General features: G+C 37.6%; 14 protein-coding genes. 1 reads left to right on the top strand and 13 read right to left on the bottom strand.

The genetic code is table 11. The annotated features are described in order from the left end of the window. Nucleotides 1-11: 11 nt before the first annotated feature. From smc to P2Q73_RS05905, 12 genes are all read right to left on the bottom strand, one after another. A complete protein-coding gene (smc, locus tag P2Q73_RS05960) occupies nt 12-3,566 on the bottom strand; it encodes a chromosome segregation protein SMC (protein WP_275784937.1) in 3,555 nt (1,184 codons plus the stop codon). Between the two features lie 2 nt (nt 3,567-3,568). Continuing rightward, entirely contained in the window at nt 3,569-4,318 is a 750-nt protein-coding gene (gene rnc, locus P2Q73_RS05955; protein WP_053590006.1) for a ribonuclease III, read from the bottom strand. Nucleotides 4,319-4,451: 133 nt separating this feature from the next. After that, the gene (gene acpP, locus P2Q73_RS05950; protein ID WP_053590007.1) at nt 4,452-4,688 is read right to left on the bottom strand and encodes an acyl carrier protein; all 237 of its coding nucleotides are present in this window, start codon (nt 4,686-4,688) and stop codon (nt 4,452-4,454) included. A 150-nt stretch (nt 4,689-4,838) separates the two neighbouring features. Then, nucleotides 4,839-5,585 carry a 3-oxoacyl-[acyl-carrier-protein] reductase gene (gene fabG / locus P2Q73_RS05945; RefSeq protein ID WP_053590008.1) on the bottom strand — a complete coding sequence of 249 codons (747 nt, stop codon included), beginning with the start codon at nt 5,583-5,585 and terminating at the stop codon, nt 4,839-4,841. Beyond that, nucleotides 5,578-6,528 (bottom strand): ACP S-malonyltransferase, encoded by a 951-nt coding sequence (gene fabD, locus P2Q73_RS05940; protein ID WP_275784930.1) that lies wholly within the window; start codon nt 6,526-6,528, stop codon nt 5,578-5,580. Before fabD ends, fabG begins: the two co-directional genes overlap by 8 nt. Next, a complete protein-coding gene (gene plsX / locus P2Q73_RS05935; RefSeq protein WP_053590010.1) occupies nt 6,521-7,516 on the bottom strand; it encodes a phosphate acyltransferase PlsX in 996 nt (331 codons plus the stop codon). Before plsX ends, fabD begins: the two co-directional genes overlap by 8 nt. 15 nt (nt 7,517-7,531) lie before the next feature. After that, complete coding sequence (gene fapR / locus P2Q73_RS05930; RefSeq protein ID WP_053590011.1) at nt 7,532-8,098, bottom strand: transcription factor FapR; 567 nt, start codon at nt 8,096-8,098, stop codon at nt 7,532-7,534. 96 nt (nt 8,099-8,194) lie between these two features. Then, nucleotides 8,195-10,243 carry an ATP-dependent DNA helicase RecG gene (recG, locus tag P2Q73_RS05925; RefSeq protein WP_275784926.1) on the bottom strand — a complete coding sequence of 683 codons (2,049 nt, stop codon included), beginning with the start codon at nt 10,241-10,243 and terminating at the stop codon, nt 8,195-8,197. Continuing rightward, entirely contained in the window at nt 10,233-11,132 is a 900-nt protein-coding gene (sdaAA, locus tag P2Q73_RS05920; protein ID WP_275784923.1) for an L-serine ammonia-lyase, iron-sulfur-dependent, subunit alpha, read from the bottom strand. The genes recG and sdaAA overlap by 11 nt, the downstream gene beginning before the upstream one ends. 12 nt (nt 11,133-11,144) lie before the next feature. Continuing rightward, nucleotides 11,145-11,807, bottom strand: a complete 663-nt coding sequence (sdaAB, locus tag P2Q73_RS05915) for an L-serine ammonia-lyase, iron-sulfur-dependent subunit beta (RefSeq protein WP_275784920.1) — start codon at nt 11,805-11,807, stop codon at nt 11,145-11,147. A 217-nt stretch (nt 11,808-12,024) separates the two neighbouring features. After that, a complete protein-coding gene (locus tag P2Q73_RS05910; protein ID WP_275784917.1) occupies nt 12,025-13,680 on the bottom strand; it encodes a DAK2 domain-containing protein in 1,656 nt (551 codons plus the stop codon). A gap of 17 nt (nt 13,681-13,697) precedes the next feature. After that, nucleotides 13,698-14,060, bottom strand: coding sequence for an Asp23/Gls24 family envelope stress response protein (locus tag P2Q73_RS05905; protein WP_053590015.1), 363 nt, complete (start codon nt 14,058-14,060; stop codon nt 13,698-13,700). A 722-nt stretch (nt 14,061-14,782) separates the two neighbouring features. Here P2Q73_RS05905 and rpmB point away from each other — a divergent pair. Further along, entirely contained in the window at nt 14,783-14,971 is a 189-nt protein-coding gene (gene rpmB, locus P2Q73_RS05900) for a 50S ribosomal protein L28 (RefSeq protein ID WP_053590016.1), read from the top strand. 86 nt (nt 14,972-15,057) lie between these two features. Here the strand turns inward: rpmB and spoVM are convergent, their stop codons facing one another. Beyond that, nucleotides 15,058-15,150: a stage V sporulation protein SpoVM gene (gene spoVM / locus P2Q73_RS05895; RefSeq protein WP_156316786.1), complete on the bottom strand. Its 93-nt coding sequence runs from the start codon at nt 15,148-15,150 to the stop codon at nt 15,058-15,060. Nucleotides 15,151-15,161: the final 11 nt, after the last annotated feature.

Raw genomic sequence — 15,161 nt, 5'->3', positions numbered from 1 at the left:
TAAGCTCCTTTTTAAGTTACTAATTCTTCTTCTAATTTTACTGAAACTAATTTCGAAATACCCGATTCCTGCATGGTAATACCGTACAATACATCTGCACCTTCCATTGTTCCTTTTCGATGCGTTATTACGATAAATTGCGTATCATGACTAAATTTCTTTAAATAGTTGCTATAGCGGGCCACATTTGCCTCATCTAGGGCTGCTTCTACCTCATCCAGTATACAAAATGGTACAGGACGAGTGTGCAGAATAGCAAACAATAAAGCGATTGCAGTAAGCGCACGCTCCCCTCCTGATAAAAGCGTAAGATTTTGCAGTTTTTTCCCCGGAGGCTGTGCAATGATGTCTACCCCTGTATCAAGTAATGAAGTAGGGTCGGTCAAAATTAAATCAGCTTGACCACCTCCAAAAAGTTCACGGAAAACAACTCTAAAGTGAGATTGTATTTCATTGAAAGTTGTTTCGAAACGGATAGTCATTTCTTCATCCATTTCTCTAATAACTTCATGCAAAGTTTCTTGGGCAGAAAGTAGGTCTTCTCGTTGCTCTGTTAAAAATGAGTGACGTTCACTCACTTGTTCAAATTCTTGAATAGACCCAAGATTAATCGGACCAAGCTCCTCAATCGATCTTTTTAGTAGAGTTACTTTTTTGCGTGCCAATTGTTCTTCCATTTTAAACGGGAAGTCACCTTCAGCTTCCTCCAAATTCAGCTCATACGTTTCTTCCAAGTGATTGCGAAGCGTGTTCATTTCTACTTCTAGTTTACTTAGTTTAATCTCCAAGGTACGCTCTTCATTTGTCAGGAGCCCCGCTTTTTGCTGTAGCTCTTTAAGCTTGTTTTCAGCGCTATTAATATTTTGGGAAAGTTCCACTCTGCTACTTTTTTCAGCTTGAATTTGCTCAATTAATCGATCTTTTGTCAATTTGTACTTTGTAATGAGATTTGATAATTCATCGGCAGTTGGGCCTTCTTGGTCATCATTTTCATACCAAGCAATTTCTTTATCTAAAGTATCAATTTTATGCGTGCTAGCTTGAATTGAATTGGTAATTTGAATTTTTTCTTTTTCTTGTTGCGTAACTTGTTCATTCACTACAGCAATCTGAGATAACAACTCACCGAGCTCATTTTGAAATTTGTCTTTTTCTTCAATCGATTGAAGTTTTAAAACTTGTAACTGGTCAATCGATGCTTGAATAGTAACTAATGATTCTTTTATCTCCACGCTACGAGATGAAGTTTGTTCTTTTTTACGGACTAAATCATCATGCAAGTTACCTTTTTCCGTTTTCTCTTCATCATATTCAAGTAACTGACTTGTAAGCCTTGAAATAATAGCGGTACACTCTCTTGTTTCTGAAAGTAATTTAAGTTCTTCTTCCCTTAAACTTTCTCCCAAAAGACGTGTTTCTTCCAATTCTAATCGTAATCCTTGAACTTCTTGTTTTTTCGAAGAAACCGATTTTTCCGCTTGAAGAACCGTTTTTTCCAACTCTACTAATTTATCATTTAGCTGTTCTAGCTCTACTTTACGAGTAAATAAGGAGGATTGCTGTTTAACAGAACCACCAGTAAGGGACCCTCCTGCATTCACGACATCACCATCTAATGTGACAAAGCGAAATTTATATTGCAGACGAGATGCCATTTCATTAGCACCCTTTAAATCTTTTGCAATAATTATATTTCCAAGTAAATTTTCCACAATAATTTGATACCCGTCATTGTAATTCACCAGCTTGTCCGCCGTATTTACAAAAGAAGGATGGTCCTTTACCATTGCTAAAGTTTGCTCATTTACCTTACGTGATTTCATTACTTGGAGCGGAAGAAATGTCGCTCTTCCTACACGCTTCTTTTTCAACCATTCAATAGCTAAACGCGCGTCTTGACTAGAATCAGTAATAATATGTTGTGATTGTTGTCCAATTGCTGTATCGATTGCATTCATATACGTATGCGGAATTTGAATCAGCTCTGCTACCGCGCCATGAATACCATGTAATTCTTTTTTTTCTCTAGCAATCAATACTTCTTTAACACCTTGGAAAAAGCCAGAAAACTCCGATTCTAGTTCTTCTAAAGAATCTTTTCTTGCTTGCATTTGATGTTTCATTTGATATGCCTTTTGAAGCATCGTCTGTTGTTCTTCCAACCCATTTTCAAGCTGTTCAGCTGTTTCACGTTTCTTTTTAAATGCTAATAATTTCTGTTCTAACTCTTTTTGACAAGTAGTCAGGCGAGATTCTAGTTCCATTTTGCGTTTAGTTAGTTTCTCTAGCTCTTCTTTTATTTCACGATAATCTTCCATCATTTTTTCAGAAGATACGAGTTCAAATTGAAGTTGCTGCTCCATATGTTTCATTTCGTTTTTCATAGTAGCTTCTTCATTCAATAAATCGATATAAGTACTTTTTAAATCCTCTATTTCTTCTTCTACTTCTGAAGCGGATTTACTTAAGACTTTGTCAATTTGCAACTTTTTGGAGCGAAGTTCTTTTAAGTAAACTTGTTTCTCTGTTCTGGAACCATCATTTTCTCTTAACTGTCTCTCGAGCAATTCAAGTTTTTCGCGTTCTTCTTCTAATGCTCTTTTTAACTGGGAAATTTGTTGACTTGCATTTTGTTTTTTCTCAGCTAGTAAAAGTTTTCTACCTTCTAATCGCTCTAATTCAGAACTTGCTTCTACTAGCTCACTTTGATTTGTATCTAGGCTTTCATCTATATCAGACATTTTTCTTCTGTCTGCCTGTATAGTCGCCTCTACACCATCTATCTGTAGTTGAAGTGCTTGTTTTGTTTCATCCAATGTATGAAGTTTTTTATGTAATTCAGCACTTTGCTGAACACACATTCTTAAATCATGTGCGATTACTGCTATTTCAATATCTTTTAATTCTTCGGACATTCTTAAATAATCCGAAGCAAGCGATGATTGTATTTGTAGAGGTTCCATTCGACTATCTAACTCATGCAAAATATCTAATACACGATTTAAATTGTCGTCTGTCTCAATCAGTTTAAATTCAGCTTTCTTCTTACGTTGTTTGTATTTTAGTACTCCTGCAGTTTCTTCGAATATTGTTCTTCTATCTTCTGGACGACTATTTAAAATTTCATCTACTCGCCCCTGAGAAATAATAGAAAATGCTTCTTTTCCAAGTCCAGAGTCCATAAAGAGATCCGTGATATCCTTCAATCTGCAAGTTTGTTTGTTTAGTAGGTATTCACTATCTCCTGAACGAAATACTCTTCTAGTTACACTAATTTCGGCAAAGTCTAAAGCAACTCTATTATCCGAGTTATCCAATATTAACGTAACTTCAGCAAAGTTTAACGCTTTTCTAGAGTCACTTCCTGCAAAAATGACATCCTCCATTTTAGACCCACGCAACGATTTAGCAGATTGCTCTCCTAATACCCATCTAATCGCGTCGGTTACATTACTCTTTCCACTACCATTTGGACCTACTACCGCAGTAACACCTGGTACAAAATCGATTCCAATACGGTCAGCAAATGATTTAAATCCTATTATCTCTAATCTTTTAAGGAACAAACTTATTCCTCCCGTTCATGATCCCTTAATGCAATAATTGCTAGCCTTGCAGCTTGTTGTTCCGCTTCTTTTTTCGAACGCCCTTTTCCAATGCCAAGTTCATTTGTACTTAACAAAACACGAGATACAAAGGTTCGATTATGTGCAGGACCTTTTTCCTCCACGATTTCGTAACTTAACGTTCCATTATTTTGTTGCTGAATAATTTCTTGTAATTGACTTTTATAATCCATCACATGCGAAAAAGCACCGAGTTCGATTTTAGGGAATACAATTTTTTCTAAAAATGAAATAACTGTTGCAAGTCCCTTATCTAAGTATAATGCACCGATAAATGCTTCAAAAACGTCTGCAAGAAGCGCAGGTCTTTCACGTCCACCTGTCAATTCTTCTCCCTTTCCTAGCAATACATATTTACCAAAATTCAATTCATTGGCAAATAGTACAAGAGATGGCTCACAAACAATTGCTGCACGAAGTTTTGTTAGTTCTCCTTCGCTCATCCCCATGTATTGTTGAAATAAATATTGAGAAACAGACAATTCTAAAACAGCGTCTCCTAGAAACTCTAGTCTTTCATTATCGGCAAAAAATTTCCGTCGATGCTCATTCACATAAGATGAATGCGTAAAGGCTTGATACAATAATGTTGGATTATCGAAATGAATATCAAAATGTTGTTGAAAGAGATTAAAATGTTCTTTAACACTTTCAGGGAAAACTGATTTTTTCGTATGCGTACTTTTTTTCATGAATTATCTGCCTTTCTTGCTTATGGATCTATCTGTTTAAGTTTACCTGTTTCTATAGCTTTGTGCAAAAGAAATAGAGACGTTCTATCTCTATTCGCAAGGAATGAGTAGAACGTCTCTGATGTTATTGAAATTAAGCTTGTTTACTTTCAATATAGCTAACTGCACTACCTACAGTTGAAATGTTTTCAGCATCTTCATCTGAAATTTCCATATCGAACTCATCTTCAAGTTCCATAACTAATTCTACTACATCAAGAGAGTCAGCACCTAAATCATCACGGAAAGATGCTTCTAATTTTACTTCGCTTTCATCTACACCTAGACGATCCACGATTACTTTCGTTACGCGTTCTAATACTGTTGACAAATTTGTCACCTCCCCTCAATGATTATACAAAAAACTCTAACCTATGGAAAGTGTAATTATAAATTCATGAATATTAATTCAGACCGAATTGCGATAGTCGAGGTAATAAGTTCTCCAACGACTGCTAGCATTATTCAACGGTCTGTAAAATTACATATACATGCCGCCATTAACATGTAACGTTTGACCAGTAATATAATTCGCATCATCCGATGCTAAAAATGCAACGGCTTTTGCAATATCTTCCGTATTTCCAAACTTAGCAAGCGGAATCTGACTTAACATTTGAGCCTTCACTTCTTCTGGAAGAGCCTCAGTCATATCGGTTGTAATAAAACCAGGAGCGACAGCGTTCACTGTAATATTACGACTAGCTAGCTCTAGTGCAGTAGTTTTGGTTAAACCTATTACACCTGCCTTAGCTGCAACATAGTTTGCTTGACCAGGATTTCCAGAAACCCCAACAATGGAAGTAATATTAATAATACGCCCTTTTCTTTGTTTCATCATCTGGCGTGTAACTGCTTTTGTGGAAAGAAAGACACCCTTTAAGTTTGTATTAAGAACATCATCCCATTCTTGTTCCTTCATACGCATTAGAAGATTATCTCTCGTAATTCCTGCATTATTTATTAAAATATCGATAGAACCAAAATTCTCTAAAGTAGCACTAATTAAATTTTGTACATCTTCGGATTGATCTACATTCGCCTGAATAGCAAAAGCTTCCCCACCAAATGATTTTATTTCCTCTACTACTTCTTCCGCTTTTTCTTTACTGCCACTATAGTTAACAGCTACTTTTGCACCTTCTTTTGCAAGATAAAGAGCAATATCTTTTCCAATTCCACGTGAAGCACCAGTTACAATTGCTGATTTGCCATCTAATTTACCCATTATTAACCTCTCCTAATTCTGTAATAACTTGCTGCAAAGATGCTTCGTCATAAACGCAATATGTTGTTACAGAGCGATCGATTTTTTTCACTAAACCACTAAGTACTTTTCCAGGCCCACATTCGATAAATACATTTACACCAAGCTCCAACATTTTCTCCACTGATTCTTCCCAACGAACTGGAGAATATAATTGCTCAACTAGTAAGTTTTTTATACTTGATGCTTCTGTTACAGGAAGCGCTGTGACATTTGAAATTACCGGTGTTTTCGTATCATGTAACGTAACAGCTGAAATTGCGGCATCTAATTTTTGTGCTGCAGGTCGCATTAGTTCTGAATGGAATGGTCCACTTACTACTAGTGGAATCGCTCTTTTCGCCCCCGCTTCTTTCGCTTTTGCAGAAGCTGATTCTACACCTGCAACCGTTCCAGAAATGACAATTTGACCTGGGCAGTTCAAGTTAGCAACTTGGACTATTTCACCACTTTTAGATACTTCATTTGTTACTTCTGTTAATGCTTCTTTATCTAACCCTAATATTGCTGCCATTGCACCTTCACCTGCCGGAACTGCTTCATTCATGTACAAGCCTCTTTGATGAACTAATAAAACAGCTTCCTCAAAACTGATTACATTTGAGGCAACGAGTGCAGAATATTCCCCTAAGCTATGTCCAGCTGTATAAGCAGGAGAAATACCGGCATCCGTTAGTTTTTTAGCAATCATTGTACTAGTTGTAAGTAATGCGGGCTGCGCATGAAAAGTTTTTGTTAATTCTTCAGCAGGTCCTTCTAACATAATATTAGATAGAGAAAAGCCAAGTACTTCATCTGCTAGCTCATAATACTTTTTACTAGTAGGGTCATTTTCAATAAATTGTTGTCCCATTCCAACAGATTGAGAACCTTGTCCTGGGAATATAAACGCGATTTTAGTCATTTGGTAATTCCTTTCTTAAAGTACTTTGAATAATTCCACAAACGTCATGTTCTACCATTGTTCTTGCTTGTCTGATGGCATGAAAAATTGCATTTGCATTAGAAGAACCATGCGCTTTGATGACAGGAGCTTTTAAACCAAATAATCCTGCTCCACCATACTCTGAATAGTCTAGTTTCCCTTTTAACTCTTTTAACTGACCTTTCACAAGAAGTGCAGAAATTTTTGTTTTCGTAGAAGTATTAAAAGCTTCCTTCAACAAAGTAAAAATCCCAGATGCCGTTCCTTCAATCGTTTTTAATACCATATTACCGGTAAACCCATCCGTTACAACGACATCCGCAACACCAGTTAACAAATCTCTTGATTCCACGTTTCCAACGAAATTGATTGGCGCTTCTTTTAATAAATCGAATGTCGCTTTCGTTAATTCATTTCCTTTTTTGTCTTCAGTCCCTATATTCAAAAGTCCAACTCGTGGATTTTTAATACCTCGAACTTTTTCTGCATACACACTTCCCATTACAGCAAACTGTTCTAAGTGTTCCGGTTTTGCATCTGAGTTTGCTCCCAGGTCAAGCATTACAAACCCTTTTCCATCCAATGTCGGTAAGGTAGGAGCAAGTGCTGGTCGATCCACTTGGTCAATACGACCAACAACAAATAAACCCGCTGCCATCAATGCTCCCGTATTTCCTGCAGAAACACATGCATCGACTTCTCCGTTTTTCACGGACTCTGCCATTTTTACCATCGACGAATTTTTCTTTTTCCGGACAGCTCGTACGGGTTCATCGGTACCTTCAATAATCTCATTTGTATGTATCACTTGCAATCGGTCATGAGCAGTTACTAAAGAAGACAGTTTTTCCTCGTCCCCATATAACTGAATATGCAGATCTTCGAAAGCTTGTAATGCGTCATATACGCCCTTCACTATTTCATGTGGGGCGTTGTCTCCACCCATTGCATCAATTGAAATTTTCATATGTCATCACCTTATTTAAGACTTTGTCACTCTATACATACTGAATTGACCTACAAAAACAGTGTCATTCTCCACTTTACTCGTTACTTCAATAAGCGTTGTGTTTATTTCCATATCGCTAGAAACTACTACAGCCTTTGCAATCACTCTGTCACCTTCTTGAACAGGTTTCACAAATGTGATATTAGATTTTCTAGTAAGCGCTAATTCATCATTTATGACAGCAACAGCCAAAGAATTGGCTTGTGCAAACAAATGATGCCCTCTCGCTATTCCATTTCTTGCAAACACATGGTCTTTTGTAATATCTAATAAAGAAATCGCTTGTTTATCTAAATCAATATCAATTATTTCACCAATTACCTCGTCGATAGGAAGTGATTTCACTTCTTCTTCAAAATTATGTGCTGCTACAGTTTTTATACGCTCTCGCAATTCCGGAATAGATAATTCCATTCGATCAAGTCTTATTGTTTGCACACTTACATTGAATGTAGAAGCTAATTTTTCATCCGTGATAAATGGGTTTTTATCTAATGTATCAAGTAGTAACTTCTGTCTTTCTTTTTTTGAGTATTTCATCCAATCACCACCATTTTAGCACTTGGTACTAATATCAGTATATAAATATTAAAAAAAGAATGCAAGAATTGATTTGCAATCCTTCCAGCATTCTCTTTAGTCAATACGCTCACCATCTAGCGCTTTGGAATTTAATAATATTGTTCTTAGACCTTCCATTTCTTCAGACTGCCAAAAAGCATCTGAATCCAACAATCCTTCTGCATCTACTTTTGCAGTATTAAGTGCACGATAATCATGTACAAGATCTGCTACTTTGAATTCTGGTAACCCACTTTGCTTTCTACCGAAAAAGTCACCTGGACCACGCAATTCTAAATCTTTTTCAGCAAGCGCAAAACCATCATTCGTTTCGGTCATGGATATCATTCGTTCTTTTCCTTCTTCTGATTTTGGATCAGCAAGTAGGATACAATACGATTGGTGTTCTCCTCGTCCCACACGCCCTCTTAGCTGATGTAGTTGGGCAAGTCCAAATCGTTCCGCATCTAAAATAATCATAAAGGTTGCATTCGGTACATTTACTCCTACTTCAACGACCGTTGTTGAGACAAGAACTTGAACTTTCCCTTCTGAGAAATCCCTCATCACTTGCTCTTTTTCATCAGGATGAAGACGTCCATGCATCAAACCTACTGAATAGCCTGTTCCCAAATCAGTAACCATCATATTGTATACGTCTACAGCATTTTGAACATCTAGTTTTTCTGACTCTTCAATAAGTGGACAAATAATATAAGCCTGTCTTCCTTTAGCTAATTCCTTTTTTAACCGGACTATTAGTTTGTACATTTGATCTTGCTTCATCCAATGAGTCTCAATTTTCTTTCGGCCAGCAGGCATTTCATCTATAACAGATACATCCATTTCTCCAAACGCTGTAATGGCTAAAGTTCGGGGTATCGGAGTTGCCGTCATAAATAATACATCCGGATTTTCCCCTTTTTCCTTCAAAACCCTTCGTTGTTCTACTCCAAATCGATGCTGCTCATCTGTAATAACTAAGCCCAATTTTTTAAATGAGACGTCAGGCTGAATTAATGCATGAGTTCCTATTAACAAATCTATATTACCGGCTTCTAAATTTTCTAATACAACACGACGAGCCTTCGCTTTTGTAGAACCAGTCAGTAAAGCAATTTTGACTCCAATTGGGGTAAGCCATTCATCCAAAGAAGTAGCATGTTGTTCCGCCAATATTTCCGTAGGAGCCATAAGTGCTCCTTGATAACCCGCAGTAATAGCTGCATATAAACATATAGCAGCAACAATTGTTTTTCCTGAGCCTACGTCTCCCTGTAAAAGGCGGTTCATACGATAAGGTTCTTTTAAGTCTCGACAAATTTCGTTTACAACTCTTTTTTGTGCATCAGTTAATTCATACGGTAAAGATTCAATTAATTTTTTCACCAAATCATTATTGAACGCAACGCTGTTACCGATATTTTGTTCCTTACGAGCTTTCTTTATAGCTTGCATTTTTAACTGAAAAATTAATAATTCTTCATAGACAAAACGTCTTCTTGCATCTTTTGAATGCTCTGCATTTTGTGGAAAATGTATTCCTTCCAACGCCGTCGAAATATCAGGCAAACGATAGGTTTCTCTAATTGATGCAGGCAAGATGTCTACTAGGTATCCATTTACCTCATCCAATGCTTGTCTCATAAATTTCCGAAAAGTCTTTTGGCTAATCGTACCTTTCAATGAATAGACAGGTTCAAAATCTTGTTGGTCCGTCTTAGGGCCAGCCGAAAAGGTAGAAACATTTATGACTTGTCTTCCCCTGTCCCATTTTCCGGTCACTGTAATGACTGCACCTGGTGTTATCTTCGTTTTTAAATAAGCTTGATTAAAAAAAACTGCTTTAATCAGATGTTGTCCTGCTAATAAACGGACTTGCAATCTCGATTTGTTTTTCCCTAAAAAAAGAAGAGAAGGCTCACTTTCGACCCTTCCTTCCACTGTTACTCGTTCATTATGAGCGGTTTCCGCTAAGTTCTTTAATCGAAAGTCTTCATGACGATAGGGAAAAGTCATAACCAAATCTTCTAATGTGATGATCCCTAATTCTTGCAATGCGTTAGCTGTACCACTTCCCACTCCTTTTAAGGAAGTAACTAACTCATTCTTTTTAGTTTCCACTATTAACTACTGCTCCGCCAAAAATTTTGGATTCTAACCATTTTCCTGTAGGAGTTGCTGCAAGCCCGCCTCGAGCAGTTTCTTTTAATGCAGTTGGCATTGTTTGGCCAATTTTATACATGGCATCTATTACTTCATCGCATGGAATCCGACTTGTTACACCTGCTAATGCCATATCTGCTGCCACTAATGAATTAGAGGCACCCATTGCATTTCGTTTTACACATGGAACTTCTACAAGACCCGCTACAGGATCACACACTAAGCCAAGCATGTTTTTAAGGGTAATTGCAAAAGCTTGAGCGCTTTGTTCAGGGTTTCCTCCCGCCATTTCTACGATTGCTGCTGCTGCCATACCTGCTGCTGATCCAACCTCAGCTTGGCAGCCACCTGCCGCTCCAGAAATAGAAGCGTTGTTGGCAACTACAAAACCAAAAGCACCCGCTGTGAACAAATAACGAATCATTTGCTCTCTTGTGGGATTTAACTTGTTTTTCACTGCAAATAATGTTCCCGGTACAACACCGGCAGAACCAGCAGTCGGAGTCGCACAGATAGTACCCATTGCTGCATTCACTTCATTTGTTGCAACTGCTTTACTAACTGCATCTAGCATTAATTCTCCAGATAAAGTGTTTCCTCTTTGCATATAATTTTGAAGTAGCACCGCATCTCCACCCGTTAAGCCGGACGTTGATCGAACTCCATTCAAGCCTTTTTCTACCGCTTCTTCCATTACAGTCAAATTACGATCCATTTGAGCCATTATTTCTTCTCTTGAACGTTCTGTTATTAAGATTTCTTGTTCGATCATGATTTCTGAAATCAGTTTTTGCTCTTTGTTAGCTAAATCAACTAATTCACGAACATTATGAAATAAAACATCCATTTATCTTCCTCCTTAGTCCGCTATTCTAGTAACTTGTGTAATATTAGGTAATGTAGATAATTCCGCAAGTATATTGGCATCCACATTCTGATCCACTTCAATTACCATTAACGCCATATTTCCTTTTTCTTTACGAGAAACTTCCATATGACCGATGTTAATATCATATTTAGCAAGACAATTTGCCACGCTCGCAATACAACCAGAACGATCTTCATGCACTACTAAAATTGCCGCTAAATTACCTGATAGACGAAGCGGGAAACCATTCAACTCAGTTATTTCTGTCTTTCCGCCACCTATGGAAATACCGACCATCGACATTTCTTGTATTCCGTCACCAATCACAATACGAGCAGTATTCGGATGCTCTGTGTGAGCGGTTTCAGGAATAAACTCATATGTCAGTCCAACCTTTTTTGCATCTTCAAAGGCTGTTTTTATACGCTCATCAAACGTATCGTAATCTAGCAATCCACCAATAATCGCTACGTCTGTTCCATGTCCTTTATAGGTCTCTGCAAATGAACCATATAAATGTATTCTTGCCCATGTAGGCTGCTTTCCAAATAAATCTCTTGCTACTCTTCCTATACGTGCTGCTCCTGCAGTATGGGAAGAAGATGGTCCAATCATAACAGGTCCAATTATGTCAAAAACTGATTTGAACTTCATTGCATAGACCTCCAATAGTATATTTACTACTTATTTTACACTGAATGTACATATTAAACAAAGGTTAGAAGATTAAGAGAATAAAATGGAGAGTAAGTGTTTAAGCCACTTGGTTATTTATCTTTAACCTAATTACGCTCGACCTAAATTTTTCAAGCAAATCTATCCAAAAAAAACCACGGGGAAAGTAAACTTCATTCCTCGTGGCATCTTATTTCTATTCAACCGATAAAATATATGGATATAAAGGTTGTTTACCGTTATATAATTCAATTTCAACATCTTCGAATTGCTCTTCAATGAAAGCCGCAAATTTAGTTGCTTCTTCTTCCGTAACATCTTCACCGTAAATGATTGTTACGATTTCTGCATTCTCATCGATCAACGTTGTTGCAAGCTTAGTTGCTGCCTCTTCTCTAGAAGGATTAGAAAGAATAATCTTCCCTTCTGCCAGAGCCATGAAATCATCTTTTTTAATTTCCACGCCATCAATCGAAGTATCCCGAACTGCGAAAGTAACTTGACCTGTTTTAACATGAGAAAACGCTTCGGTCATATGCTTTTTATTTTCTTCTACAGTAGCTTGTGGATTGAATGCTAAAATAGCTGCCATTCCTTGTGGAAGTGTTTTCGTTGGTACGACAGCTGCTTCAATACCCATCACCTCTGCTGCTTGTTCAGCAGCCATAATAATGTTTTTATTGTTCGGTAAGATGAGGACGCGTTCTGCTCCCACTGCCTCGATTGCTTTTACAATATCCTCGGTTGAAGGATTCATTGTTTGTCCGCCTTCAATTACTGCGGAAGCTCCTAAGCTTTTTAGAAGATCCGAAATACCTTCGCCCATCGCAACTGTTACTACTGCATAAGGATGTATCTCTGCTTTTTTTGCGGGAATTTCTTTCGAGTATCCTTCTCCTACGATATCTGTATGTTGTTGGCGCATGTTTTCGATTTTAATCTTAATCAAATCTCCATATTGTTGGCCATATGTTAATACTTCCCCTGGTGTTTCAGAGTGGATATGGATTTTAGCAATTTCGTCGTCTGAGATGACTAATAATGAATCACCAAAAGCACTTAAATCGTTTCGGAATGAGGTTTCATCAAATGCTTTTTTACCATCCTCAAAACGAACCATGAATTCAGTACAGAATCCAAATTCAATTTCGGACGTATCCATAAATCCTTGAACATTTTTATGGTGTTCAGCACTCACTAAATCATCCATTGACGAATTAACTGTTTTCTCAGGTAATGCTTCACCTTTTAAGCTAGCTAAAAAGCCTTCATATACAAATAACAGCCCTTGTCCGCCACTATCTACTACCCCAACTTCTTTAAGTACTGGAAGTAAATCAGGTGTTCTATTTAACGAAGCTTTTGCCTCTTCTACAACTGCTTCCATTAATAGGCGAATATCGTCTTCTGTTTCGCTCACTTCTACCGCTTTTTTAGCAGAGTCCTTTGCAACAGTCAAAATAGTACCTTCTACCGGCTTCATCACTGCTTTATATGCTGTTTCTACACCATAATTTAAAGCTTCAGCAAATTGTTTAGCATCTAGTGTAGAAGATTGCTCAACTGATTTTCCAAACCCACGGAATAATTGAGAAAGAATAACCCCAGAGTTACCTCTAGCTCCCATTAGTAAACCTTTGGATAATGCTTGAGCTGTTTTACCGATATGCTCTACAGTATGAGCTGCTGTTTCCTTAGCACCAGAAGTCATCGATAAATTCATATTTGTGCCAGTATCTCCATCAGGAACTGGAAAAACATTTAAAGCATCTACGTAGTCTGCGTTTTGAAAAAGGTGGTGAGCACCCATTTTAACCATATCTGCAAACTGTATACCATTAATTGATTTCATTGTTTTCTCTCCCTCATTCACACGCTTGCCACGCGAACTCCTTGTACATATACATTTACGGATTTCACTGACATACCAAGAGATTTATTTAGTGTATATTTCACTTTTGATTGCACTTGATAAGCTATTTCAGAAATTTTTGTTCCGTAACTAACAATAATATACATATCAATATGTAGGTCTTCTTTTTCTTGTCTTACAATAACGCCTTTTGTAAAATTTTCTTTTCTTAATATGTCTGTTAATCCATCTCTAATTTGATGCTTAGATGCCATACCAACTATTCCGTAACACTCTATAGCGGCTCCGCCTGCAATTTGTGCAACTGCATCTTGCGATATATCAATTTGTCCGAATTCATTTTTCAATTCAATTGACATGATGAAACCTCCCAAGTCTTTTTGACTACCCTTTATTGTACTACACCGTTCAGAATTATAAAAGAGAGCGTTTACTTTTTATACTATTTCCTTCTATATTATAGGGTATGATGGATAGATAGGCAAAAAACGTGTAACATTTGATGCATTTTTCATTTTACTCTTTTTATTCAGCACATTGCTCCTGCCCACAACTCGTCGCAGTGGATATTACCATTCGCGGGAAAAATAGGCGCTTGCGCATTTCTTTTTGTCCAGCTCCAGCGCCTTGCCCCTCGGGGTCAAATGTGAAAAAGCTGCTCCTGCGCAAGCTCGTCGCAAACTTCAAACAATTAAACCGTTTGTGGTGGCTGAAGAGCTGCCTCCTCGCTTTTCCCCATTTGCCTGTCTGGAGGCCCACAGGAAGTGGGTCATGCAGTCGTTGTGACACGATGTCGCGAACTTAGACTGTATTCCTATACTAGTCGCTTGCGCATTTCAAGATATCCAGTTGCAGCGCTTTGCCCCTCGGTCAAATGCGAATCTTCTACGTCCAACAGGGTTGGACATAGAATTTTCTCATTTGCTTGTCAGGGCAGAACAAGCGCTTCCACATTAAATATGGTGTAAAGGTTTTTTTCTTGATATGCTTGCACTTCATATTAGTCTGTGGTAAATTATTAAAGTATGTGAAATATCGAACTGAAAAATCTTTCAGCTTCTTTTTTAAAGGAGGAAATATAATGCCAAAAGTATGTGCAATCACTGGGCGTAAAGCTCGTTCTGGTAATGCTCGTTCTCACGCAATGAACGCCAACAAGCGTACATGGGGGGCAAACCTTCAAAAGGTCCGCATTCTTGTAGACGGTAAACCTAAACGTGTTTGGGTTTCTGCTAGAGCTTTGAAATCAGGAAAAGTTGAGCGCGTTTAATCGTACTCATAATTAATGCCAGGCCGACAACAGTCGACCTGGCATTTTTTCTTTTGTTTCCCCAGAAGACTTGCGTCCATCATCTGTTACTTCTTGACTTCTTCTTTCTTAAACATGCGAATACAAACTCTTACAAAACTACTTACTGATTTAGGCAATCTAAATGTGTATACCTTCACACACAATTCCT

It is taken from the genome of Bacillus sp. Cr_A10, from assembly GCF_029222665.1.
Lineage (GTDB): Bacteria > Bacillota > Bacilli > Bacillales_A > Planococcaceae > Psychrobacillus.
This window is presented reverse-complemented; position numbering and strand designations above follow the sequence as displayed.

Bases quoted from the DNA above. Each gene is read 5' to 3' on its own strand.
- rnc (WP_053590006.1), bottom strand. From the start codon at position 4,318: ATGAAAAAAAGTACGCATACGAAAAAATCAGTTTTCCCTGAAAGTGTT.
- fabG (WP_053590008.1), bottom strand. From the start codon at position 5,585: ATGGGTAAATTAGATGGCAAATCAGCAATTGTAACTGGTGCTTCACGT.
- fabD (WP_275784930.1), bottom strand. From the start codon at position 6,528: ATGACTAAAATCGCGTTTATATTCCCAGGACAAGGTTCTCAATCTGTT.
- plsX (WP_053590010.1), bottom strand. From the start codon at position 7,516: ATGAAAATTTCAATTGATGCAATGGGTGGAGACAACGCCCCACATGAA.
- fapR (WP_053590011.1), bottom strand. From the start codon at position 8,098: ATGAAATACTCAAAAAAAGAAAGACAGAAGTTACTACTTGATACATTA.
- sdaAA (WP_275784923.1), bottom strand. From the start codon at position 11,132: ATGGATGTTTTATTTCATAATGTTCGTGAATTAGTTGATTTAGCTAAC.
- sdaAB (WP_275784920.1), bottom strand. From the start codon at position 11,807: ATGAAGTTCAAATCAGTTTTTGACATAATTGGACCTGTTATGATTGGA.
- P2Q73_RS05910 (WP_275784917.1), bottom strand. From the start codon at position 13,680: ATGAAATCAATTAATGGTATACAGTTTGCAGATATGGTTAAAATGGGT.
- P2Q73_RS05905 (WP_053590015.1), bottom strand. From the start codon at position 14,060: ATGTCAATTGAATTGAAAAATGAATTCGGACAAATTGATATATCGCAA.
- rpmB (WP_053590016.1), top strand. From the start codon at position 14,783: ATGCCAAAAGTATGTGCAATCACTGGGCGTAAAGCTCGTTCTGGTAAT.